At 32.3% G+C, this 21,755-nt stretch carries 32 protein-coding genes; 11 read left to right on the top strand and 21 right to left on the bottom strand.

Going from position 1 to position 21,755, the window contains the following annotated elements; translation table 11 throughout:
- Positions 1–141: 141 nt before the first annotated feature.
- Together K5782_RS05045 and K5782_RS05040 are read right to left on the bottom strand one after the other, a co-directional pair.
- Positions 142–381, bottom strand: a complete 240-nt coding sequence (locus K5782_RS05045; RefSeq protein ID WP_297464516.1) for a hypothetical protein — start codon at positions 379–381, stop codon at positions 142–144.
- An 18-nt stretch (positions 382–399) separates the two neighbouring features.
- The gene (locus K5782_RS05040; RefSeq protein ID WP_366069425.1) at positions 400–702 is read right to left on the bottom strand and encodes a hypothetical protein; all 303 of its coding nucleotides are present in this window, start codon (positions 700–702) and stop codon (positions 400–402) included.
- Positions 703–797: 95 nt separating this feature from the next.
- On the opposite strand from K5782_RS05040, the gene K5782_RS05035 reads away from it, so the two are divergent.
- Positions 798–1,844: an ABC transporter permease gene (locus K5782_RS05035; protein ID WP_297464512.1), complete on the top strand. Its 1,047-nt coding sequence runs from the start codon at positions 798–800 to the stop codon at positions 1,842–1,844.
- Positions 1,841–3,208 carry an ABC transporter permease gene (locus K5782_RS05030; RefSeq protein WP_297464508.1) on the top strand — a complete coding sequence of 456 codons (1,368 nt, stop codon included), beginning with the start codon at positions 1,841–1,843 and terminating at the stop codon, positions 3,206–3,208. Before K5782_RS05035 ends, K5782_RS05030 begins: the two co-directional genes overlap by 4 nt.
- Positions 3,209–3,210: 2 nt before the next feature.
- Here the strand turns inward: K5782_RS05030 and K5782_RS05025 are convergent, their stop codons facing one another.
- The 3 genes from K5782_RS05025 to K5782_RS05015 all read right to left on the bottom strand — a co-directional run bounded on the left by K5782_RS05025 (position 3,211) and on the right by K5782_RS05015 (position 4,327).
- Positions 3,211–3,528, bottom strand: a complete 318-nt coding sequence (locus tag K5782_RS05025) for a hypothetical protein (protein WP_297464506.1) — start codon at positions 3,526–3,528, stop codon at positions 3,211–3,213.
- Position 3,529: 1 nt separating this feature from the next.
- Positions 3,530–3,844, bottom strand: a complete 315-nt coding sequence (locus tag K5782_RS05020) for a hypothetical protein (protein WP_297464504.1) — start codon at positions 3,842–3,844, stop codon at positions 3,530–3,532.
- 84 nt (positions 3,845–3,928) lie between these two features.
- The gene (locus K5782_RS05015; RefSeq protein ID WP_297464501.1) at positions 3,929–4,327 is read right to left on the bottom strand and encodes a Mov34/MPN/PAD-1 family protein; all 399 of its coding nucleotides are present in this window, start codon (positions 4,325–4,327) and stop codon (positions 3,929–3,931) included.
- A gap of 93 nt (positions 4,328–4,420) precedes the next feature.
- Between K5782_RS05015 and K5782_RS05010 the strand changes: the two genes are divergently transcribed.
- Positions 4,421–4,606, top strand: coding sequence for a hypothetical protein (locus tag K5782_RS05010; RefSeq protein ID WP_297464635.1), 186 nt, complete (start codon positions 4,421–4,423; stop codon positions 4,604–4,606).
- Positions 4,607–4,610: 4 nt separating this feature from the next.
- On the opposite strand, the gene K5782_RS05005 is transcribed toward K5782_RS05010, so the two are convergent.
- A complete protein-coding gene (locus tag K5782_RS05005) occupies positions 4,611–5,882 on the bottom strand; it encodes an exonuclease SbcC (RefSeq protein ID WP_297464499.1) in 1,272 nt (423 codons plus the stop codon).
- 74 nt (positions 5,883–5,956) lie between these two features.
- On the opposite strand from K5782_RS05005, the gene K5782_RS05000 reads away from it, so the two are divergent.
- Positions 5,957–6,418, top strand: a complete 462-nt coding sequence (locus K5782_RS05000; protein ID WP_297464497.1) for an SRPBCC family protein — start codon at positions 5,957–5,959, stop codon at positions 6,416–6,418.
- A gap of 62 nt (positions 6,419–6,480) precedes the next feature.
- A complete protein-coding gene (locus K5782_RS04995; protein WP_297464633.1) occupies positions 6,481–6,789 on the top strand; it encodes a hypothetical protein in 309 nt (102 codons plus the stop codon).
- Between the two features lie 168 nt (positions 6,790–6,957).
- On the opposite strand, the gene K5782_RS04990 is transcribed toward K5782_RS04995, so the two are convergent.
- Genes K5782_RS04990 through K5782_RS04980 form a run of 3 tightly spaced genes read right to left on the bottom strand, consistent with a single transcriptional unit; the run spans position 6,958 to position 7,812 of the window.
- Positions 6,958–7,332: a hypothetical protein gene (locus tag K5782_RS04990; protein ID WP_297464495.1), complete on the bottom strand. Its 375-nt coding sequence runs from the start codon at positions 7,330–7,332 to the stop codon at positions 6,958–6,960.
- Positions 7,333–7,389: 57 nt separating this feature from the next.
- Complete coding sequence (locus tag K5782_RS04985; RefSeq protein ID WP_007550297.1) at positions 7,390–7,566, bottom strand: hypothetical protein; 177 nt, start codon at positions 7,564–7,566, stop codon at positions 7,390–7,392.
- Positions 7,567–7,581: 15 nt separating this feature from the next.
- Positions 7,582–7,812: an Lrp/AsnC ligand binding domain-containing protein gene (locus K5782_RS04980; RefSeq protein ID WP_297464493.1), complete on the bottom strand. Its 231-nt coding sequence runs from the start codon at positions 7,810–7,812 to the stop codon at positions 7,582–7,584.
- A 277-nt stretch (positions 7,813–8,089) separates the two neighbouring features.
- On the opposite strand from K5782_RS04980, the gene K5782_RS04975 reads away from it, so the two are divergent.
- Together K5782_RS04975 and K5782_RS04970 are read left to right on the top strand one after the other, a co-directional pair.
- Entirely contained in the window at positions 8,090–8,446 is a 357-nt protein-coding gene (locus tag K5782_RS04975) for an MscL family protein (RefSeq protein WP_297464490.1), read from the top strand.
- 10 nt (positions 8,447–8,456) lie between these two features.
- Positions 8,457–8,612, top strand: coding sequence for a hypothetical protein (locus K5782_RS04970; RefSeq protein WP_297464487.1), 156 nt, complete (start codon positions 8,457–8,459; stop codon positions 8,610–8,612).
- A gap of 130 nt (positions 8,613–8,742) precedes the next feature.
- On the opposite strand, the gene K5782_RS04965 is transcribed toward K5782_RS04970, so the two are convergent.
- The 5 genes from K5782_RS04965 to K5782_RS04945 form a co-directional block, all read right to left on the bottom strand.
- Positions 8,743–10,329, bottom strand: coding sequence for a peptidase (locus tag K5782_RS04965; RefSeq protein ID WP_297464484.1), 1,587 nt, complete (start codon positions 10,327–10,329; stop codon positions 8,743–8,745).
- Positions 10,330–10,585: 256 nt separating this feature from the next.
- The gene (locus K5782_RS04960; protein ID WP_297464482.1) at positions 10,586–11,602 is read right to left on the bottom strand and encodes a hypothetical protein; all 1,017 of its coding nucleotides are present in this window, start codon (positions 11,600–11,602) and stop codon (positions 10,586–10,588) included.
- A gap of 60 nt (positions 11,603–11,662) precedes the next feature.
- A complete protein-coding gene (locus K5782_RS04955) occupies positions 11,663–13,984 on the bottom strand; it encodes a beta-propeller domain-containing protein (RefSeq protein ID WP_297464480.1) in 2,322 nt (773 codons plus the stop codon).
- A gap of 304 nt (positions 13,985–14,288) precedes the next feature.
- Entirely contained in the window at positions 14,289–14,486 is a 198-nt protein-coding gene (locus K5782_RS04950; RefSeq protein ID WP_297464478.1) for a hypothetical protein, read from the bottom strand.
- A 188-nt stretch (positions 14,487–14,674) separates the two neighbouring features.
- Positions 14,675–14,830 carry a hypothetical protein gene (locus K5782_RS04945; protein ID WP_297464476.1) on the bottom strand — a complete coding sequence of 52 codons (156 nt, stop codon included), beginning with the start codon at positions 14,828–14,830 and terminating at the stop codon, positions 14,675–14,677.
- A 247-nt stretch (positions 14,831–15,077) separates the two neighbouring features.
- Here K5782_RS04945 and K5782_RS04940 point away from each other — a divergent pair, with 247 nt between their 5' ends.
- Positions 15,078–16,151, top strand: a complete 1,074-nt coding sequence (locus K5782_RS04940; RefSeq protein ID WP_297464474.1) for an L-threonylcarbamoyladenylate synthase — start codon at positions 15,078–15,080, stop codon at positions 16,149–16,151.
- Positions 16,152–16,159: 8 nt separating this feature from the next.
- Here the strand turns inward: K5782_RS04940 and K5782_RS04935 are convergent, their stop codons facing one another.
- Entirely contained in the window at positions 16,160–16,357 is a 198-nt protein-coding gene (locus K5782_RS04935) for a hypothetical protein (RefSeq protein ID WP_297464472.1), read from the bottom strand.
- An 84-nt stretch (positions 16,358–16,441) separates the two neighbouring features.
- Here K5782_RS04935 and K5782_RS04930 point away from each other — a divergent pair, with 84 nt between their 5' ends.
- Positions 16,442–16,858 carry a DoxX family protein gene (locus K5782_RS04930; protein ID WP_297464470.1) on the top strand — a complete coding sequence of 139 codons (417 nt, stop codon included), beginning with the start codon at positions 16,442–16,444 and terminating at the stop codon, positions 16,856–16,858.
- Positions 16,859–16,889: 31 nt separating this feature from the next.
- Here K5782_RS04930 and K5782_RS04925 read toward each other — a convergent pair whose 3' ends face one another.
- From K5782_RS04925 to K5782_RS04915, 3 genes are read right to left on the bottom strand one after another with little or no spacing between them, the layout of a single operon-like run.
- The gene (locus K5782_RS04925) at positions 16,890–17,402 is read right to left on the bottom strand and encodes a hypothetical protein (protein ID WP_297464469.1); all 513 of its coding nucleotides are present in this window, start codon (positions 17,400–17,402) and stop codon (positions 16,890–16,892) included.
- A gap of 2 nt (positions 17,403–17,404) precedes the next feature.
- Positions 17,405–17,698: a winged helix-turn-helix domain-containing protein gene (locus K5782_RS04920; protein ID WP_179364973.1), complete on the bottom strand. Its 294-nt coding sequence runs from the start codon at positions 17,696–17,698 to the stop codon at positions 17,405–17,407.
- Positions 17,699–17,733: 35 nt separating this feature from the next.
- Positions 17,734–17,973: a hypothetical protein gene (locus K5782_RS04915; RefSeq protein ID WP_255458159.1), complete on the bottom strand. Its 240-nt coding sequence runs from the start codon at positions 17,971–17,973 to the stop codon at positions 17,734–17,736.
- 55 nt (positions 17,974–18,028) lie between these two features.
- Here K5782_RS04915 and K5782_RS04910 point away from each other — a divergent pair, with 55 nt between their 5' ends.
- Positions 18,029–18,727: a DUF3347 domain-containing protein gene (locus K5782_RS04910; RefSeq protein WP_297464463.1), complete on the top strand. Its 699-nt coding sequence runs from the start codon at positions 18,029–18,031 to the stop codon at positions 18,725–18,727.
- Between the two features lie 76 nt (positions 18,728–18,803).
- Here K5782_RS04910 and K5782_RS04905 read toward each other — a convergent pair whose 3' ends face one another.
- Positions 18,804–18,977 (bottom strand): DUF1059 domain-containing protein, encoded by a 174-nt coding sequence (locus K5782_RS04905; protein WP_297464461.1) that lies wholly within the window; start codon positions 18,975–18,977, stop codon positions 18,804–18,806.
- 155 nt (positions 18,978–19,132) lie between these two features.
- Between K5782_RS04905 and K5782_RS04900 the strand changes: the two genes are divergently transcribed.
- Positions 19,133–19,942 (top strand): adenylate/guanylate cyclase domain-containing protein, encoded by an 810-nt coding sequence (locus K5782_RS04900; RefSeq protein ID WP_297464459.1) that lies wholly within the window; start codon positions 19,133–19,135, stop codon positions 19,940–19,942.
- Between the two features lie 16 nt (positions 19,943–19,958).
- On the opposite strand, the gene K5782_RS04895 is transcribed toward K5782_RS04900, so the two are convergent.
- Both K5782_RS04895 and K5782_RS04890 read right to left on the bottom strand, forming a co-directional pair.
- On the bottom strand, positions 19,959–20,771 hold the full coding sequence (locus K5782_RS04895) for a hypothetical protein (protein ID WP_297464457.1): 813 nt from the start codon (positions 20,769–20,771) through the stop codon (positions 19,959–19,961).
- Between the two features lie 117 nt (positions 20,772–20,888).
- A complete protein-coding gene (locus K5782_RS04890) occupies positions 20,889–21,677 on the bottom strand; it encodes a hypothetical protein (protein ID WP_297464453.1) in 789 nt (262 codons plus the stop codon).
- Positions 21,678–21,755: the final 78 nt, after the last annotated feature.

Below are 21,755 nucleotides of genomic sequence, written 5' to 3'. Positions count from 1 at the left end.
ATGTATTCAGTAAGCTATGATGCATCTTTTTCAATACTGAAAAAAAGAAGTTGGCAAGTATGCAAAGAATGTAATTTTGAAAGGGATTCAGAAAGTTTCAAAAAAGCCATTTGTTGCGTATAACAACTTTTATTTTTAATTCTAAGATTTTTCTTTGAAAATGCGTATTGCTTCCAAATGAGAGCAATTTGCCTTTAGACCCTTACCATGATGAAATTTGTAGAAATTTTTGAATCCAGGACATTCACAAGTATCAGAGGTCACAAAGTAAGATTTTTCTGGATTAGATGATGACTTTATTTGATAAAGGTCATCATCGACTTGAACTACACTTCCACTTTCAACTAGTTTTTTGGCTTTTCGTATTGTACTTGCACTCACAACATAATTACAGCATAGTTATTTTTTATTCTTTAATTTTTTCATAACGCTAGACCAATCAACGTCATCAATTTTACCTTGAGATAGAGCATTCTCGTAAAGTAATTCAAAAACCCAACTGATAATTTCACCCCATATTGCTTTGAGGGAATCTTCATCAGTCCAAATAATACTTGCTTTGACAGCAGTCATTGCCAAAATATTATTGGCATTTTTACTTGGTTCTTTATTCCATTTTTCTATGACTTTATCACAGAAAGCAAGAATTTCATTTTTAGTCAATACGAGCCTGTCGGGGTCAAATGAGTCATTTTTTACCATATAAAGTATAGAATCTCGTACTAAATTAGAATTTTTTTTCAAATTATCACACTGCAATTATTATAAACTGAGTTCACCATTTCTGGTTATTGACTTTGAAGAGGTATGTCGGAACTCGATTAATTACAATGTTTGGCGTGTTAATGATCACACTGCTCATCACAGTTCTTCTAGTAGGATCAAACATGGACAGTATCTTAAAACAAGGAGTTGTGTTTCAAGTAAGATCTGAAATAACTGAAAATCCTAAAATTTCAGAAAGTTTTTCATCGGTAGACGAATTTGAGTCGTTTGTTCAAATGCAAATTGAGCAAAGAGTCAAAACTCTAGGGTTAGATGAACCATGGTATTCACCACAGAGAATAGGATTGACAATGTACAAAATACTTACTTTAGACTTTGGTCGTGCAACATTTCTAACTAGCGACTCAGGATCATCTGATGTCAAAGAAATAATTTTAGAAAAACTTCCTCGAACAATCCTATTGTTTACAACTGCAACAATCATAATTTCTGTAATAGGTATCTTCCTTGGAGCATTTTCAGGAAGTAGAGTTGGTTCAATGATAGATAGACTAACATCAAGTTTTGCAGTTATTAGTTCTAGTTTTCCTGTATGGTGGATAGGAATGCTAATGATATTCTTGTTTTCATTTATGTATCAAATCTTTCCTGCAAGAGCTACACCGTTAATTCCATCATCAGATCCAAATTACATTGGGTCGTTACTATATCATATGACATTACCATTAATCACAATTGTGATGATTGGGTTTGGGTCTTGGGCATATCTTGTAAGAAATTTCATAGTAGGAATTATGCAAGAAGATTTCATAATTGCAAAAAAGACAATTGGAGTTGATCAGAAAAAAATAATCTATTCTCACGCTCTAAAAAATGCCGCCCCACCAATAGTCACTATTCTTGCATTAAGTCTATCAGGATCACTTGGAGGGGCGATAATCACAGAGGCTGTTTTTGACTGGCCAGGCATGGGCAGATTATATTTTGAAGCAATTACAGTAATGGATCTGCCAATAATTATCGGCGCTACTTACATCTTGACAGTTTTTTTCCTGATTAGTATTTTTGTTGCAGATTTACTGTATGGATACTTTGATCCGAGAGTGAGAGTAGGATGAGCAGCGTCACTCCAACAGAGATCAAAGAGGAATTTTTTAAAAACAAAACAGGAATTGCGGGAATTATTATATTGTCAATTTTAATTTTAACTTCAATCATAGCAGTAATTACAATTCCAGTTGAGACTTTTAGAGAATGGAATAATCCAGGAAGCTGGATTTCATATCCTAAAGTTGCCATTCCGGTTTGGGTTAATTTGTTTTTGAGTGATAAGATTCCAGAGCATAAAATTTTAGAAGCACCAAAAATAAACTATGATGCTGCAGAAAACATCTCAGTTACATATCATCAATTTGGGATAAATTTTGACTACGATTATTTTCCAAATGATTTCATATACGAGTTTTCTGCAAAATATTCAGGATCAACATTATTGCAGATGGACGTAATACGACCTGATGGGATTCATCTAAAATTATTATCAACATCATTGCCAAATTTAGATTCTAATTCCATCCATAGTGAAAGAATATTTTCAACGGATGATTCAATTAAAAAAAATCTAATTCTGCAATCAAACAAGTTTTTGTTTTCTTTAAATAATTTATCTTCAGAAGACATTGTTTTTTCTAAAGCAGAAAAACATGAGCCACTAAAAGGAAATTATGTTTTTTTAATAAAGATGTATGGCAACAATTTAGAAAACAAAATTCAAGAGTCTAAACTAATCATAGGCGGTAAGGCATTCGGAATAATGGGAACAGACGAGTTGAGAAGAGATTTGGCAGTAGGCTTGTTATGGGGAACTCCTTTAGCGCTGTTCATAGGACTGGTTGTATCCATAGCATCAGTTGTAATGGGTTTACTTTACGGAGTTTATGCAGGTTACAGAGGCAAAAAAACAGACGAAGTAATGATGAGATTTAACGATGTAATATATGCACTGCCAGCACTTCCTTTCTTGATTATCTTATCCGTTACTATCAGCAATAGTATTTTTGTATTGGTAGGATTTTTGATGGTGTTTGGTTGGGTGGGAATAGCAAAAGTTGCAAGAAGTATGTCTTTGCAAATCAAAACTAGAGGATATGTAGAAGCTGCAACCATGATGGGACAAAAGGATTCAAAAATCGTATTAAGACATATTTTACCACAGTTACTACCATATGCTTTTGCAAGTATAGCCATATCAGTGCCTGCTGCAATCACTACAGAGGCAGGATTAAGTTTTCTAGGACTAGGTGATCCATCTTTTCCGACATGGGGTCAAATTTTACATGATGCTAATGTGTATGGTGCAGCATCCAGAGGATTATGGTGGTGGATATTGCCTCCAGGAGTAATGATTGCAGTAACAGGACTTGCTTTTGTCTTTATAGGAAATGCTTTAGATTCGATTGTCAATCCAAAGTTAAAACGATAGTATTAGAGACTAAATTTTCGAATTAATTCAATAGCACTGTCACTTAATTTTATGGAGTAACATGCAGAATATTCATCGTTTATTGCTGCCAACTTGTTTGCAAATACTTTTTTGCTATGGCCTCCTTCTGATGCTTTATCAGATTCGTCAAAACATATGGACATTTGTTTCATGTTTAGATTGTTTTTTAAAAGAAAAGCAATGAATTTTTTGTAATTTTCAGTGTCAACCCAATCTATGTTTTTTTCTTTGCTTAATCCAATCCAGACTTCAATGGAGTTTTGGTATAGAACTTTTTTTCTAAGTTCATTTAAAGACATTTTAGAAATCAGCACGTTGCATTTTAGAACCACATCTAGGACATGTGCCACCTTTGTGTTTGTTATTGCAAACTAAACATACGTATCGTACACTTGTGCTTCCAGAGTTCATTCCAAAGAATCCACCGCCGCCACTTCCAGAATCGCCATATCCCTTCATGCGACTCATGTATCGTCTTCTTAACAACATTGGAAATGCTATGAAAATTGCCAAAGCCGCACCAAGACCATAAGGAAATGGAAGAATCATTTGCAACCCAATACTAATGCCCAATGATGCAAACAAGAAGATCAGATAAGTTTTATAACTGAACAATTCAACAAAAGTACATTCAAAATACTTATAAAGTTTTGTCAGTGTTTTTTGTATTTTTTTTAGGAAAGTTCAGAGCAATCTAATTTACACAATAGAAATAGGTACAGGGTTTCCATTACTATCCCAAGCAAAGACATCATTATCCCCGTATGGAGATTGAACGATTATAGATACTAGGCCAAAAAAATTATGAAGATCAGTAACTGATGGTTCTGCAGAACCACTAGGATGAGAATGAACTATTCCTACGTAACTCATATCAAAGGGAAGAAAAGAGTGCGGAAAACCTGCAAATGTAGGGCCAGAATAATTAAAGGGTGGAATCACCAACCCGTCAATCATAATATGTCCTTGTTTTGATTTGCCTTTTAAAATAAGAATTCCTTCATTTGGATGTTTCATTTGGCAATAAGACAAAATACTGTCTAAAACTTTTTTTTCTAAAGAAACCTGTCTTTCAATTTTTTTCTTTTTAAACAACATGATAGTACATGTAGTTTAGATCTAATTAAATTTAGAATTAACAATTAGAAACTCTTTTTTGGGGAATTAAATCAAACCAAAATGGAAAACACTATGGATGACAGCATATCATCAAAAATAGCATCATTAGATGTTCCATACAGTAAGGTTATAGAACATTTTAGAATGAAATGTCGCATCTGTGGGCATCAAAGAATAGCACATAATGAATTAGAAAAATGTGAAGGAGTTATGAATAAACCATGCACGTCAGGATGCGACAAATTTATTTCAGAATGATTAATCATCTAGCAATAACATAAACAGTATTAGAAAATTCTCTTAGTTTAACTTCTATTTCGGATATCAGTTTAGAGATAGTAAAACGTGCATCATTCAATTCCGATTCGATAGCATTGATTTTTGATTCAGAATCATCTTTATCAGAAGTAGCATGTTGTAAGTTATGCGTAAGTTCTGTTAGTTCGTCAGATCGAAGTGCAGATAGTTGATTTTCAATTTTTTGACGTTTTTCAGTAAAATCAGATACACGTGCAATGTATCCAGCAAGTGCTTCTTCAATTTCAGTCAAATAAGAAAATGATTTTTCAACATCTTTAACGGATATTGATCCGGATGAAATTCCTTTTCGGATATTTTCTAAAATTAGTATTATAGAATCCTTATTTTTTGGAGTCAATACACCAAAAGGATCTTCGATTAATTTAGACAAGAGAGTTTTTTGTTCTTTTTCCATTGAAGACACGTGTTCATATCTACTGAGGGGTCTAGAAATTTTTGTGAATTGGGAATTAATTTCGTTTTTTAATTGGTTTTTTTCACCAGAAAATGAATCTAAAACTTTCTGTAACTCTAAAAATTTCAGATATTTTTCAGAGGAATGTATTTTTTTAATTGAATCCTCATAATTAGCTATTTTTGTGTTTAGTGAATTTATATGATTTTTAATTTCAATTATTCTGTGTTCTTTTTGTACAATTGCATCTTCCAAATTATCAATTTCTTGCAATGAATCAGTAATTTCTACAGAAATTGATCTTGTGTGAGTATAGTTTTTCAGTAATTGTTGAATTTCAATATTATTTGAGTTCATTTTTTGCAAGATATCCTTTAATTTTTCTGCATATTTTTTTGCAAAGATGTGAATGACTCTGGTTTGCCTCCCTAGAACATCCCCAATTTTTTTTAGCATTTGATTCAACACAGTATGCATGTTTTCCACATCATCAAATGAATTAATTTTTGGCAGATGATTTGCATCCTTTTTTATCATGTCAATTACTTGTTGTTTGCCTCTAACTACAATAATTCGAATGTGCTTATCTATATCATCAACTTGGAGATTATCTTTTTCAAGTGTATTTCCAATTGAAATTAGATCACTGATCAGGGGCTCAGTATTATCTCTGATGGATTTTATATCATTCAAAATTTGATTTGTTCTTAATTCAAGCATTTTTTGTACAATTTTTGATACTTCAGACAATGGAATTTGTTTTTCTGTAGGGACTTCTTCAGATTGTACTTCTTTCTTCTTACCCCATCCAAAGACCATAATGTTAATTGTTTTAATGGGATTAAATATGTTAAAGAAATAAAATTTAAAACTATACCGAAATACAACCAATTATGACAAAAACTACGAAAAAATCATTTCATACAAATACAGTAAAAAAATCCATTTCAGTTAACGCAAGTAAAGAAAAGGTGTGGAGAAAAATCAGCAATATTGTTGGACTCCCATCATGGGTAATTGATGTTAAAAAAACAACATATTTATCAAAAAAGAGAAGAAATGTGGGCGCTATAAGAAAAATTACATTTACAGATGGCAATACAATTGAAGAACATATTGTAGCATGGAAAGAAAGGGAATATTTTACATATATTGCAACTGAAGGTTTACCTCTAAGAGCATATGTTGCAACAATTTCCATCAATGCAAAAAACAAGAACACTACTCAGATAACATGGCAATCGTACTTTAACAGCAAAAAGATGACATCAAAACAATTTACAGAGTTTGTGAATTTCATAGGATCATTTTATGAAACATCGCTCAAAAATCTAAAGGAATTATTAGAAAAATAGCACTAGTAAAAAATTAAATCAAAGCGTAAATAGTATATCATAAAATTAAGAACATGAGCGACATGCGTTTTATCATTTTATCAGTGGGGCTTATTTTTGCCGGTTTTTTGATTTTAGGAGTGTTTGGAGGAAATTATCAAACAGCAAACATCGAGGCAGCTGAATTTGGAGACTGCTACGATTATGATTCAGGACCAAATCCAGTCCCAACAAATTGTTCATTTAAGATATTTGATCAAGTTTTATTTTTTGGTCTTGTTTTAGCATTAATTGTCACTGGCATCGTAGCATTGATCAAAGGAATCAGAGGCAAATGGGATAACGAAGTCAAACCAGAAGACATGGCAGGTCCTAGTAGCGACAAAAAATAAGATTAATTTTGATTAGACAAGGAAGGTTCCTGAAATTCTTCAAGACCGTCTTCTTCTAATCGTTGGAAATACACTTCTTCGTAGGGCATTGTCTCAGACTATACTTACAAAAAGTGTATTTAACTTTGATTCTTTAGCTGTGCTCAAAACAAATATCATTTAATAGATTTACATCTCTATGATTTTTTTCATATTTTCAAATACTTGTTCGATTTCTACCATCCTACTATCAAACTGTTCATCGGTCAATTCGTCAGGTTTTATTAAAGTAATTACAATTTCAGAGTCTTCACCACTTGAGACTATTCGCATTGGAACATTCCATTGAGAGTCTTGATCAATGAAAACATGGTCTAGAATTCCAAGTGAACGATTTTCCTTAAATTTCAACCTAGCATTTCCCCTAGGGGTTGAAAAAGACCACCAACCGTCAGAAGACATTTTTGCATCAGGCATCATTTTTGGCGGAGCGTTCAAAATTGCATCAAATGCATAGCTTGTTTTTTTATTAATAGGAATTGTAATGGTACGAGATCTAGTCATAATAAAACTTGAAATCAATGATTAAAAAGCATATAGTACAAATTATTAGCAGAAAAATCACTGATTAAGAAAATCTTTAATCTTTTTAAGATTGGCAACGTGAGATTCATGAAACATAACCATAGATTCTGAAATAGAATCAGGTAGAACAGTTTTAAGTTTTTGAACAAATTCATCACCATTGTTTATCATAGTATCAATCAACTTTTCAATGTCATTTTTTTCATGAGGCATTTAGTTCACCCAACTTTATTCTTTTTTTATTAGCGTTGAAATCGTTCTAATTTTTTCAATCTTTTGAATACTCCTTGAAGCAAGCTCACGGATTTTTTCAAAATTTTCAGCTTCTAATTTTACCATTAAATCATGAGTTCCTATAGTTCCAAATACTTCCTTAACTTGTTCGATTTCTCGTAATTTCTCAATAATTATCTCCTCTGCACCAAGCTCACAATTAATCATAACATAAGCAACAGTCACATCCAAACTACGGCAGATAGATATTTCAAAGTTTAGATCAAGGCGGGAATATCAGAAAATAGGCATTATTAGTCAATATCTCAGAATAGATGTAAATTATATTCATAACAAAAATTGCTTCAGCATGGGATTAAAGCAAAAAATCAAATCGATGATTCAAGATTGTTCTATCTGTAACAAACTAAAATCAAAGAACAAAGAAACAAAATAATAATCAAAATATGTCATTTTGCAAATTTTGATAACATTTTTTACCACATGAATAACAAGATAGGATATGAGTGAGGCCCCACCTCCAAAACAAAGCTTTGTTCAAGAGTTTATGGGTTTTCTTAAGACGTTTGGAATTATCGGATTAGCAATTGCATTCATTATTGGTGCAGCTGCATCAAAGCTAGTAACTGCTCTAGTTAATGACATAATCAACCCAATCATAGGATTAGCATTGCCATCAGGTGATCTCAAAGCACTTGAAACCGAAGTAGTCAATACTGTATCAGGAGCTGTTTCAGTATTCAAATACGGAGATTTTATTGCAAATGTCATAGATTTCGCAATAATTGCAGTAATAGTATTCATACTTTACAAAGTATTATCAAGATTCAAGCTAGTAGAAGATAAAACAAAAGCATAAAAATAAGAAGTTGGCGTACGAACAAGAAAATAAAATAATTGAATTACTAGAAAAAATACTAGAGGAACTTACAGAGATTAAGGAGAATACAAAAATTACAGCAGATTTTGCTACGTTAAGATCAGAGATAATCAACAGAACAAAAGGTCAACAAGTCAATCCATAAAACAATAAAATCAGTCCTGGAGATAATCTTCCAAGACCAATTTGTGTTTGGCAAGCATTGATTACAAATTTTGTATTTAACAAGGATGGTCGATTTCTACGTGAGATTTGGTATGTCTAACTAATCAGCATCAAGGATTGATTATGCCAACCTTGACTAAAAATTGAATTCCCTGAACAAATGAATTGTCATCAATTTTTCCATCAGCCCACCACTTTGCATTATTTTTAATCCATGACGGAATTTCATCAGAACCATTACCTGAGTTTTGAGTAGATGGAATGTTCATTATTTTTTCTTTTATCAAAAATTGAATTCCCTGAACAAATGAATTGTCATCAATTTTTCCATCAGCCCACCAGCCTGCATTGTTTTTAATCCATGTAGGAATTTCAGGAGATTCAGTTTTGTTCACATCTGAACTTAATTCAAAATCAAATTTTTGAAACATTGGTCTGTCATAGGAGTTTTGTCCTATTCCCAATAGCACAATTTGCATAGAATATTTTCCAGGTATGGGTGTACTTAGCACTTGAGAATCAATGCCATTTGGTAACTCGATTCCCAAAAGGCTAAGGTTTCCACCAGTGTTTACAGTTTCTTTTCCAGTTGGATCTTTTATGCCATATCCATACCGGATATCACTAGAGAGTTCCCCGTTGGAATCAAAAAATACTATTGTAAATAAAATATTTTTACTTTCAGAATATCGTGAATCATAAGATGCAATTGCCTTAATGCCGTTATCAAAGAAAAGGTCTTTAGAAATTATTGATGATTGGGATTCAGGAGTAATAACAACTTTAAGTTTAGAATCAGAGCTTTTGAGTTTTTTTAGCTCATCGTTATGAATCATAAAATGTAGTATGTTACTATCTTCATCAGAATATTTGTCATAGTGTAAATCTATTGGAAGGAGTTGTATACCATTTGCTTTGCCATTAAAACTAACAACATTTTCTAAAGGCAAAAAGTTTTTTGGGATTTCAAAGTAATTCTTTACAAAATCCACATGTGCTACATGTGCCCAATTAAATGGCATCTCAAAAGAAATGGATTTTGATGAATCATCAAACTGAAAATTAGTTAACGGTCCTTGAAAATTTTTTGAAAAAATTTGATAATCAGTGCCAGATGAAGATATTTTGAATTCTTGTTCATTTGGAATAATTACAATTGTTTCAAAGTGAATATCCTGTGAAGTTTGAGTCTTTGGATTTTTTGCACCTATTATGTCAGTTTTTACGGTATACTGACCACTCTGAGTAAAAACAGGTCCTGAGATAACTGGAATACTAGAAGGTGTAGAAGTTAAGGCGTTTGGAACTATAGCATCAACATCACCATAATATTTTGTACATTTCCACAAATCTTCTTGTGTACAATTTGATTTTGGTTGTATTTTGATAACTAGTTCGCCATCTTTATCAAAAAACATTTGATTTGCAACAAGAGATTCACCGTAAAATATCTGAACTCTATAACTTACATTTTCTACATTAACATTAGATTGTGTGTCAAAAAATCTTAATTTTAAATTCACATCAGAGTATTTTTGAGGAGTAAAATCTTCAGGAAACAAGGTGGTGCTTACAGTGACTTCACCAGACCCAAAGCTGATTGGTGGGGCTTGCTCACCTCCATGATGTTGAGCATAAGAAAATGGAAAAGTAAAAGCAAGTGACAGTATTATGTAAAGTAACCAGAATTTGGACATCATATAACATAATGATTACAAATAATGTACAATTTCAACTTTTCATAAAAACATCAACCATGGAAAATTAAGAAAAGGTTAGATAATCATAAAACAAATACAATTATTGAATACTGCCCCATATTGGAATAAAAAAACATGCTCTGACTGTAAAAGAATGAAATGTCAAACTGGATGCAACTGTGATTGTCACCAATTAAGAGATAGACAAAATTAAAACTATTATCTGTTGAAATTAATTGAAACAATCAATATATCATTCATATAAAATTGCAATCTGGTTACCCTCTTCATCCATGTGTTTTACATAGATAATTTCATCCACATATCCTATCCAGATTTGAGAATCATCATTTAGATAATACACGTAGATGTGGATTCCACTTCCAATATCATCATGAGGTTTTCCAAATTGTTCAAAAATAGAATCAATGTCTTGTGTTTCAGACAATATTTTGATAAAATCATCTATAGTCAAGAGAGATTCACATTCATTTAGATCAGCAGACCATGTTCCGCCATATTTTTCACATTTTGATTCTGGACTCATCATTTTCGAATTTATTTGCTCAACAAAGTGTTTTCCATCTGGAGTTGTACATTGTCTTGGATAAGATTCCATCACTGGATTTCCTGCAGATTCACATTCCTCAAAACTACTAACGGTTGATAAAGTGAAGGACCATCCACGTAAAAGTAATTTATTTACAGTTTCAGGTTTTACACATGCAGGACTTGAATTACTCGATTTAATTACAAGTCTCAAATCATCACTGCATTTAGTTTCATTAATTGGAACTCCGGATTTGAATTGTTTTAATGGAGAATCTATCTTCTCTGTCATTTTGGAAATAATCAACGTTGCAACATATTCAGATGATTCTATTTGTTTAGTACTAACAGGATATGGTTTTACATCATATAACATAACATAAAAATTGTCAATTAATTGAGATTCCATACCGTCAGCTAATCCAATTGGAATAACGTATGTACCGCGACTTTCTCCATCTTTTATCATGTTAATTTCTGCCGATACTGAACCTTCCCATATACAAGTAACATCAGAAGGGCATCTAGAGTCATCAAGTATATTCACTAAAATAATTTGAAAGTTTGAATTAATGTCAACGGTTTCACCAATCTTTAGATCAATTGAAGATTCATCACCTGTAAGAATTAGAGGAATTGGAGAACCGAATGCACTTGATTGAAAAGTAAAACAAAGCACAACGATTGCAATTAATGCTGTACATTCTCTTCTTTTAATCATGAACATTTTTATCAATTGTAATTAATAGAGTATGATTATAACCTTTGATTAAATTTGAGTTTAACGTAAGTCAGTAACATATGGAATTATATTTCCTGTTTGCTGAATTTTAATAGAGTTTAGTTCATCAAGAGTATCAATGTCATTTATCTTCATACTTCCATCCATTACAGTATACAGAGAATCATTGATGTAAAATGATCTTGGTTGCATGTACTGACCTCCATAATTATACTGCCATGTATAGTGTTGAATTTGTCCTTTCTCTTCAAATCCATTTGCATCCACAGTATACACGTAAAATCCATACCACTGTTTGTCATAGTCTTCATTTACAATCTTGTTTTGAGGCATAATCGATGCCATGTCAGTCTTTATTGGAATTGAGATGATTCCTTTACCTTTATCCAACAAGAGTGCCTTGTGATTATCTGTAGCTTCAGAATATGTTCCAGTGCTACCAATCACAATAGTATCAGTCTCTTTTGGTTTGTTAAAATCAGATACATCAAACATAGAAATCTTTACTCCTTTCTGCTCTACTCCACCCCAAGAATTTTCTTTTGTATCTCTACCAATTCCAATAATAATATTTTCATCATATGGTTGAAGATAGTTTGAAAATCCAGGAATCTTTAGTTCTCCTAGTATCTTTGGAGTGTTTGTGGATAAATCAATTACAAAAAATGGGTCAACCTGTTTGAAAGTTACAAGATACAGCTTGTCACCCATGAACCTTGCAGAGTATATTCGTTCTTCAGGAGCAATCTTTTCTAGTTTACCTATAATTTTGAGCGAGTCATCTAAAACATAGACATTGTTTGATCGAATGGTCTCACGCGGACCAAAGGATTCACTTGTTGTTGTAATTCTGAAAAATCCAGAATGCTCATCCATTGAAAATTGGTTTAATGGATATCCAGGGACGTCATTATTTGCAACATACTGGAGATTTCCTTCATCTAGTGCAATCTTGTGAATAACAGTTCTTCTTGTGTCATTTTGCCATTTAGAATCATATTCTATCATTGCATCTTGTATCTTTGAAAATAGTTTGTCTTTTTCTTCTTTAGATAGACTGTTGTAGGTATCTTGTAGTATTGAAGATACTTGTCTCCACTTTTCTCTTGAATCAATTGTGGAATCATTTTGAATTAATTTTATTTTGTTTTGAGCATCTTTTGGCAATAGTGGAACGACAACATCAAAGAACCTTTCTTTTTGTATTAATTCATAATCAATGGGGGCAATATTTTTCTCATATGTAATGTAAAGATTATCTTCAGAAACATAGATTGAGTTAGAATAACCCATCATGAATGTCTCTGAATTGATTAGTTTGCCTGAAACATCAACTGCTGTAACGGTGTTAAAGTTGTAATTAGGCTCAGGATTTGGAAATCTATACACATCAGGATACAGTACTGTATCTTTTGTCATTATGGTTGGAACTATGAGATTAGAGTAATCAGCACCAGTTGTTGAGAGGACATAAACTATATCGCCAATCATTCTTGAATTGTAATAATTTCCATCAACCTCATGTGTTGAAATTACCATTGGGTTTTTCTTATCAGATACATCTAGTATGGAGATGATAGTTTTAGAGTTGTAAATTGGATATGGTCTAAAATCAAATTCTGAAATTGCTTGGCTCTCAGAACTTCCATGATACATCAAGATAAGACGATCATCATTTAGAAACATGTTTTCAATATTTTGAGGATCAACATCCAAGGCAAATCGAAGAATTACATTTGCAGATTCGGGAGGATAAGCATCAATTATCGATATAGTGTTTTGTGTTCCAATGTAGATGTATTTTCCATCAGTTTTGAGATAATCTGGCTCATCTACATTTTTGACTTGAACATTAGTAGCAGAATAATCATTTCCACTGTTACTGTTTACATCATCAGCAATAGGACTGCCAGAACCTGCAGTTGGAGCATCAGGTCCGCTTTCAATTCTTTTTTGAAGTTCCAATGCTTCTTCTAAAACAAATGCGCCTTCTCTCATTGAAGATGGTACAGGGCGTGGTTCATTATCTACAAATGCCGTAGGCATTCGCATGGCAGAATCTCGGATGTACATCATTTGTTGCTGATTTTTAGTTGATTGTTTGAGATAATCAGAAATTTCTTGATGTGATTTGAATTTTATCGGTTCATTTGATAGATTTGTGTGATTTGACAAGGACAAATCAAAAACTTCCTTATTGATTTGATATGGAAATTTTGATGGAGTTTCCAATGGCGTTATTATGTTGTTTGGATCACTTGTAACAGATGTAACTTGTGAAGGGATAATTGAGAGATACATGCCTAATCCGCCTACTACAATAATTGCAACTATTGCGGCAAATATTATGATTTTATTCAAAGTGCAGTTCACCTTTGCTTTGCTGAAGAATATTTAGATATTGTGAATAATTTGCATGGTGGGATATTTTCATACTTTGTAAATAAATTTTGCAAAGATAAGGTTTGATTAAATCGAGATTGAACCAAATTATTTTCAACATAATGAAATAGACGATGGGCGGTAACCTAGTCTGGAAATCCTATATCTATTTAATTTGGATTAACGAAGTTTGTATAAAAGAGAAGAGTTGAATTCGTTCATATTAAGTATCAGAAAAATTTTAAAAATATTTTGAAATAAAGTTTTTGTTGGAAAAAATAATTTAGTAACGAGATTTTTTCACAGTTGCCATCTTTTTTTGGGATCTAGGAGTCTTTGTTTTTGCTTTTGCTTTGTTAACTTTGCCTTCTTTTTTCTTAACATTTCCACTTCTTCTGGCAGCACGTGAGAGTTTATTTCGAAGTTTTTGTTGCTTTTTTTGTTCTTCTATTTCTTTAGCTGAGAGTTTTCTACTAACCATAATACAATTATTTGATAATCATAATTAAGTTATACTATATCTAAAAAATAAAATTAAAAAAAGGTTGTACATGAATTAAAAAATTGTCATGATGACAACTGTAACCACACTAATAACAAATATCGCATAATACGATTTTTTGTATCGTGGTATGGATTTTTGTAATAGAGTCATATTTTTGTCTCTATCTACATACCAGCTATTAGGTATACACCGATTCCTATTCCGATTACTACTCCGATTCCCATACATATGAGATCAAAGGCAACTACCTTTTTGAAAGGAGCGTGTACCATTTTGTTCCAACTGCTTTCATTTTTTGGTGAATTTGTGTTTGTATTCATGTATTTAGTTAATGATACTAGTTCATAGAATACGGTAAGCTTGAAAGCTTACTAGGGATCATCAAAACGTGCGTATGAAAAGAGTTTAAACAATAATTTGACGAATTAAACAAATGGAAGAAGGACAAATAATAGTTCCATTATTGATAGCACTTGCAGTAGGAATTTTTGTCGGGACCAGAATTTGGATGATGTTTAGAAAATAAATCACAATAAACCGAGTTAAACAAGTCACCATACTCTTAATATGACTGCAATAGCATTAGTCAAAAATCAAGTAAAAATGCAAACAAAAATTCTTAAAATCAATTCAAAAAATCCACAAATTTCAAAGATAAGACAAGCTTCTAAAATCATAAAATCAGGAAACATAGTTGCATTTCCAACAGAAACGGTATATGGTCTTGGGGCAAATGCACTGGACTCAAAGTCTGTCAAAAAAATTTTTGTTGCAAAAGGCAGACCTTCAGACAATCCCCTCATTATTCACATTTCAGATATTTCGGATCTTAAAAGATTAGCAGTAGACATACCAAATACAGCTAGTAAATTAATTGGAAAATTTTGGCCAGGACCTCTTACATTAGTTCTAAAAAAATCAGAGTTAGTTCCAAAAATCACAACAGGTGGAATTAATACGGTTGCAGTGAGAATGCCAGAAAACAAAATAGCACAATTATTGATACATGAAACAGGTACACCATTAGCTGCACCATCAGCAAATATTTCTGGAAGACCTAGTCCCACAACATCAGGACATGTACTTGATGATTTGAATGGCAAAATAAGTATGATAATAGATGGTGGTAAAACAAAAATTGGAATTGAATCTACTGTGATTGATCTTTCAAGAAAAACTCCAATGCTATTAAGACCGGGAGCTGTAACATTAGAACAACTTCAAAAGATAATCGGTAAAATTTCAATCCATCCATCCATACAAGAAAGAAAAACAAAAACCATACATCGCTCACCGGGCATGAAATACAGACATTATTCTCCAAATGCAAAAATAATTCTAATTGAAGGCCCAAATGATAAAGTAAAAAACAAGACATTACAACTTTTATCAGAATTTAAAAAGAATGGGAAAAAGGTAGGAGTACTTAGTACTACAAATACCAAATACAAATCAGATATGACAGTATTTTTAGGTAAAAAGTTAGATGTGGTAGCATCTAACTTGTTTAAAACATTCAGAGAGTTTGATGAAAAAAAGATAGACGTGATACTCGTACAAGGTATCAGTAGAAAGGGACTGGGTCTTGGGATAATGAACAGACTTGGAAAAGCTGCCTACAAAAAGATCAAGATCAATTAAAAATCAATCTAGATATTCAAATCGGCATCACTAGATGCAGTTTTTTTCTCTTTAGATGGACAAGATTTTCCTTCATGATCTCCATCTTTGTATTCACCATCAGGCATTGCACTAGAAGGTTGAGCTACTGCTGCATCCATCGGAGTAACCATAGCGAATATTGCTGCAAAAGCCAATACAGTAAACAATGCAACAGTATACTTCATGAATAAAATACGTAATAATCACATTTAACCTTTATTCACATTTGTTACCTAATGATAAAATATACTCATAATAATTTTTTACAGATGGCAGAAGCAACAATTCGTAACTCTATCTTTCAAGATATCACTCATTTTGGGATAAGAATTACAATTGGAGCAATATTCATAGCGCACTCGTTAGGAAAATTTGAACCTGGTTTTGCAGAAAATCTTCCAAATATGGGCCTGCCAGCAGAAATGCAAATTCCGATTGCACTAGCAGAATTGGTTCCAGGAATATTACTGATAATAGGAGGGTTAACACGAATTTCTGCATCATTGCTATCAATAGTAATGCTGGGGGCGATCTTTGTGGCAAAAGGAGCTCAGAGTTTTGCAGGCCGTGGTGGAGTAGAATTTGAGACATTGATTCTATCAGGATGTCTTTTGCTCATAGTGATAGGACCTGGAAGAATTTCAATTTCACATATCTTGAAAAAAGTTCCCAGGGTTCTTAAGTAACAAGAATTTAAGCTAAAAAAAATACTAAATTCTAGGATTTAGGTTGTTTTTTATCGGATTTATGGGAATTATTTTCATCGCTAGAATCATCTAAATCATCAGAATCATCTGCAAATTTTTTGTCAATTTCCTTTTGGTTTTCTTTGAATAATTTGTATCTTTTATCCCACTTTGAGAGAACAATCCATTGTCTTATACCAATAGCTAACCAACCAACAGATATTGCAAATATTATAATTTGATGTGGTCGGAGTAACGGATTGGGTTTTTCTTTTTTTGAGATTTTTTCTTTAAAAGTATTGTATTCATCCTCTGTAATTTCGCCATTTTCCAATTGATATTGTAAGTGAGTATCAAGATCTTTTTTAAATCTGTCTTGGTAAGGAGGGTCATATACAGCAGATATTGCCAAAATGGCAACCGGTGGAAGAATTAAAGTGGTGATGATCATAATCATAAACATTTTTTTTGTTCTACTTAGTTGGATCATAATTCCATCTAAGATTTCAAAAATATTTTCATTATTTTTTTTATCTTTAGACAATTTTACTTCTCCCCCTCATCTCTTGGAAATAAATTTTCATATCTTTGCAAAACCTCTTCAAGCAAAATTTTTCCCTTTTCAGAAATTCTGTATTTATGAATACTTTTACTTCCCCAAGACTCATCTCTTCTTTCAATCATTTCTTTTTCTACCATGCTATCTAAAATTTCCTTATGTTTTACATTGTTTAAACCACAAATACTCATCAATCTACTTTGATTCATTTCACCAAATTCGTATAGTTTCAACAAAATATCCTTCCTAATGTAAATCCGATCTCGATATTCACGTACCAAATATAATCTCCATTAAACTCATATTCCATTATAATTCAACTTTGTTCCCATATTCTTTTGTTTCTAGGTTTTGTTCGGAGTCTAGTAGCACAACAAGGACATGTATTATCTTCAGTGTAGAAATAACAATCGCAAAGACCACATCTTTTCTGACCTGATTTGTAACGTAAGTTATTTGGCATCGATGATGCTTTTTTTAGATCACAAACGCCCTTACAAATTTGAGTCATCTCATAATGACGCCATATTTTTGATTGATAAGTGTCAGGTAACATTGTTACGTATCACTTGATAACAATGCCTTTTATTCAAAAATTAATGGAACTATCAATGAAAACCAAAACAAAATACATGATTCCTGCCTTTGCAGCAGTCTTTGCGCTAATGTTTGTAGTTGCTACTCCGTATGTGATGGCAGACGGTACAGACAAAGCAAAATGGGCTGGTGTGAAAGACATGAAAAGAGGACATCATGCTATCTTAGTTGAAGGATTTACTGGAACTATACAAATTCCTGAAGAAATGACCAAAGAGACTCATGATTCATTAAAAAGTCAAATAACAGTCTCTCTAGGTCAAGCCGTTTCTGTTGCTGAAAGTAATGAGGTTACTGATGCAATGAAAGCAGGCATAGGAATTGCAAAAGACGGTGAAGGCAACAAGTATGTTGTATGGACCATCATCAGCATGAATAAAGATGTTGAATCAAATACAAAGACGGTAAACATCTTTGTTGTGGATGCAGGTGATGCTACAAACTTTACCACAGTCACCAAAACATTTGATCATTCAAAAATGAAAGAAAAGATGCATGGGGACAAAATGGAAAAGTATGAAAAATTTCAGCAAAAATTCTCTGAACCAACAGGAAATACAGAAATTGATGCTGCAAGAGCACACTTTCTTGACTTGACTCAACAACTAAGAGAGGCAATTAAGAACGGCGATATTGAAACTGCCCAATCCCTCAAAAAACAACTCGAAGAACTTAGACCATCATTTCTCAACATGAGAAATTCTGGATTCTAATATTTCTTTTTTCTTATTTATAATTAAACTAACTCCATCATAATGAGAACGAAATAAAATATTTTAAAATAAGGATTTATGAATATTTTTTTTTGATTTTATCTTGTAATTCAGGAGTAATTTCTTCTGGTTTCATTTTATGATCTTTTGTGGCATGTGCTGCACACTGTGTTAAGATTTCTTCCTCAGATTTACCCTTGGCAACAAAATTACAATCAAATCCAACCGAGCTACATTTGAATTTTAACATAGATTACTAGAGTCGTATGTTAGTATAAAGTTAATGGTTCTAAATTATCTTGGATTCAATAAAATTTCATTTTTATAGTAATTGACTAAGAATAAGAAATAAGACACAGTAGACTAAGCAAAAATAATTAACACTCTTTACAGGATAAGTGTTGAATGGTAACTAAAAAAATTGAAAATAAAGGTATTGAAAATTTGCTATCACCAAAAACTCCAAGCATAGTAGACATGCTACTTGGAAGAGGTACAGAAAAAGTAGTAGATTCTGAAACTCTAATTACAGAAGTACATGACAGAGTACTAAAATCATTGAATCATGAATTTTTGTATTCTACCGTAACTGAAGAATCAGAAATATTTCTTAGGGAAAAGGTATTGAAGAGCATGAATATGGCAGTGTTGTTTGTAGATCTTGTTGGGTCTACAGATATGATCCTAAATTTGCCAAAAGAAAAACTAGCCATTGTTTTTACTACTTTTGCTCAAGAGATGGCATATGTGATTAAACGTCATGAAGGATTTGTGTTAAAGTTTGTAGGCGATGCAGTTATTGGATATTTTGTTGCAGAAAATCTATCAGCATCAGTTGCAAACAGAGCAGTCACATGTGCAGAATCAATGCTTAAAATTCTCAAACTTGGAATAAATCCTATTTTAAAAAATAACAATTTACCAGAATTGAAGATAAAAATCGGCATCGATTACGGCGAAAATACAATTGTATGTTATGGCGATGATCTACAGGAATCCCATGTAGATATTTTAGGACCTTCAGTAAGTATGGCAGCTAAAATCCAAAATCTGGCTCAGCCTGATCAGATTGTAGTCGGAGATGACATTTACACCAAACTACACAAATCAATTCAAGAATATTTTGCACGTTTGAAATTAGATAAATTAGAATGGAGCTACAAATCTACAAAAACAAAAAAAGTCTATCCAGTGTATACGTATATTGGAAAATAAAAAAAGAGATGCAGAGTTACATTCCAGCAAACTGGTTGCCTAAATGTGACTCAAGCAAACTCTGCGTTTCTTGATTGTGGCCGATGTATTGTACAATTAATTTACCTTTGCTGTAAAAGTGAGGCTCATCAATCCATCTGATTATGCTTGAACCTATCTGTGTTCCATCCTTTGAAACAAGGTTGGATGCGTTTTGTGCATCAGTACCTGAAGAAAATTCATAGATCTGAATCGTCTCATCGTTTACTTTAACAACTATTGTCGGTACTAAAAACGATGAATCTTCCAACACTTCAACTACATTCACATCAATGCCATCTTTTTCAAATGCATCGATGAGTGTAACATAATCATACTCAGTAACTTGATTTGAAGTATCAAGTTCTGTCTCTAGTTGAATGAATAGTTCTCTTTGCTCATCCCAAGTTTTATCAGTAATTGCTGAAATTACTTTTCCCTCAGATACCACAATTTCCATGATGTGAGGCGTAATTGCTTGGATAAGCATTTGGCCTTCTCTATTGCCAAATCCACCCTGACTTGATTCAAAGCTAGCCTTGAAGATATGATCAGATGGGATTGATTTTGTAGAACCGACGTATTCAACTTTGAGTGAATTTATGTCGCCATCAAAAGCAAAAGTTGGACTAGTTACCACATATTTTTGAGCAATTCCTAGTGCATCGTATCTTTCCTGATCAGCCTGAGTTGTAGGTACAACAACTACAGTGCTTTGTGCCGGAATTAGATATGCTCCAGTAACACTTACTGCAATAATTGCTATTGCAGCAGCAATTGCTATTTTTGTTTGTCTTGTTTTGTATGACATTTTTTTGTCAAATTGTAAATAGATGGTTAAATTATAACCTTTGATTAAATCCTAATTGAATCTAAATTTAAAAAATATTTTTACAAATTAGAGTAGATTTTATCAGTCACCAAAAATCTAATTTTCATAAAGATTTACTGTAACTTTTGTAGTCCACGGAATAAGATCATCTGGAAATATCACTAACAATCCGCTATCTTTTGTAATGTTCTTGCATGTACCGCTATAGCTTTGTTTGTTTTGTCCAAAACAACCTGATTCTTTGTAATAATCAAAGTTAGAATTTGCAAAATACTCACGATGTATAGGGGATGAGACAAAATATACATCAAAACCTAAATCTTTGTTATCTGTTTTTATGCTATAATCATAGGATGTAATATTTTTGGATGTACAGATAGGGAAAAATTGCACATAGCCATTTTTAATTTTTGATTGTTGTTTGAAATTATCATAGTTTTGGTTTTCAATATTTGGATAGACAGATACATCAGGATTTGTGCTTAGCTGATTTCCTTGCACATATTCTACCTCATGTCTGATATTGTCTACAACTTTTCTATAGAGCATTGGCTGCCATTCTTCTTGACAATCACTAAATTCATGTTTTAATTCGACATATGATTTTCCATTTATCTTTTGAAATTGATTTTTGTTATAGTCTTTAGATTCTGCATTGAATATATGGTTGACATTATGTTTGTCAGATTTGTACCAAGAATTTGTCACCTCAAATATAATATTTTTAGATGAACTATTCCATTCAGATAGTAAATGTACATACACGGAGTATTTGTTTATCACATGCTCAGTGTCAGACAGGAAAATTAAATGACCAAAAAATGCATTAAAAAGAACTATAGAAAACGCAACAATTGGGAGTATAATATAAAATATCTTTTTCATGATATCAGTGATGAATAGGGCAATAAAATGGATTCACTAAATGTAAAATAAGTTACAAAATCAACTAATCAAGCAATA

Source organism: Nitrosarchaeum sp. (assembly GCF_025699065.1).
Lineage (GTDB): Archaea > Thermoproteota > Nitrososphaeria > Nitrososphaerales > Nitrosopumilaceae > Nitrosarchaeum.
Note: the sequence above shows the minus strand (reverse complement) of the source record. Positions and strands in the feature narration are given on the sequence as shown.

Bases quoted from the DNA above. Each gene is read 5' to 3' on its own strand.
- K5782_RS05040 (WP_366069425.1), bottom strand. From the start codon at position 702: ATGGTAAAAAATGACTCATTTGACCCCGACAGGCTCGTATTGACTAAA.
- K5782_RS05030 (WP_297464508.1), top strand. From the start codon at position 1,841: ATGAGCAGCGTCACTCCAACAGAGATCAAAGAGGAATTTTTTAAAAAC.
- K5782_RS05025 (WP_297464506.1), bottom strand. From the start codon at position 3,528: ATGTCTTTAAATGAACTTAGAAAAAAAGTTCTATACCAAAACTCCATT.
- K5782_RS05015 (WP_297464501.1), bottom strand. From the start codon at position 4,327: ATGTTGTTTAAAAAGAAAAAAATTGAAAGACAGGTTTCTTTAGAAAAA.
- K5782_RS05010 (WP_297464635.1), top strand. From the start codon at position 4,421: ATGGATGACAGCATATCATCAAAAATAGCATCATTAGATGTTCCATAC.
- K5782_RS05005 (WP_297464499.1), bottom strand. From the start codon at position 5,882: ATGGTCTTTGGATGGGGTAAGAAGAAAGAAGTACAATCTGAAGAAGTC.
- K5782_RS05000 (WP_297464497.1), top strand. From the start codon at position 5,957: ATGACAAAAACTACGAAAAAATCATTTCATACAAATACAGTAAAAAAA.
- K5782_RS04995 (WP_297464633.1), top strand. From the start codon at position 6,481: ATGCGTTTTATCATTTTATCAGTGGGGCTTATTTTTGCCGGTTTTTTG.
- K5782_RS04990 (WP_297464495.1), bottom strand. From the start codon at position 7,332: ATGACTAGATCTCGTACCATTACAATTCCTATTAATAAAAAAACAAGC.
- K5782_RS04985 (WP_007550297.1), bottom strand. From the start codon at position 7,566: ATGCCTCATGAAAAAAATGACATTGAAAAGTTGATTGATACTATGATA.
- K5782_RS04975 (WP_297464490.1), top strand. From the start codon at position 8,090: ATGAGTGAGGCCCCACCTCCAAAACAAAGCTTTGTTCAAGAGTTTATG.
- K5782_RS04965 (WP_297464484.1), bottom strand. From the start codon at position 10,329: ATGTCCAAATTCTGGTTACTTTACATAATACTGTCACTTGCTTTTACT.
- K5782_RS04960 (WP_297464482.1), bottom strand. From the start codon at position 11,602: ATGATTAAAAGAAGAGAATGTACAGCATTAATTGCAATCGTTGTGCTT.
- K5782_RS04950 (WP_297464478.1), bottom strand. From the start codon at position 14,486: ATGGTTAGTAGAAAACTCTCAGCTAAAGAAATAGAAGAACAAAAAAAG.
- K5782_RS04945 (WP_297464476.1), bottom strand. From the start codon at position 14,830: ATGAATACAAACACAAATTCACCAAAAAATGAAAGCAGTTGGAACAAA.
- K5782_RS04940 (WP_297464474.1), top strand. From the start codon at position 15,078: ATGACTGCAATAGCATTAGTCAAAAATCAAGTAAAAATGCAAACAAAA.
- K5782_RS04935 (WP_297464472.1), bottom strand. From the start codon at position 16,357: ATGAAGTATACTGTTGCATTGTTTACTGTATTGGCTTTTGCAGCAATA.
- K5782_RS04930 (WP_297464470.1), top strand. From the start codon at position 16,442: ATGGCAGAAGCAACAATTCGTAACTCTATCTTTCAAGATATCACTCAT.
- K5782_RS04915 (WP_255458159.1), bottom strand. From the start codon at position 17,973: ATGTTACCTGACACTTATCAATCAAAAATATGGCGTCATTATGAGATG.
- K5782_RS04910 (WP_297464463.1), top strand. From the start codon at position 18,029: ATGAAAACCAAAACAAAATACATGATTCCTGCCTTTGCAGCAGTCTTT.
- K5782_RS04905 (WP_297464461.1), bottom strand. From the start codon at position 18,977: ATGTTAAAATTCAAATGTAGCTCGGTTGGATTTGATTGTAATTTTGTT.
- K5782_RS04900 (WP_297464459.1), top strand. From the start codon at position 19,133: ATGGTAACTAAAAAAATTGAAAATAAAGGTATTGAAAATTTGCTATCA.
- K5782_RS04895 (WP_297464457.1), bottom strand. From the start codon at position 20,771: ATGTCATACAAAACAAGACAAACAAAAATAGCAATTGCTGCTGCAATA.
- K5782_RS04890 (WP_297464453.1), bottom strand. From the start codon at position 21,677: ATGAAAAAGATATTTTATATTATACTCCCAATTGTTGCGTTTTCTATA.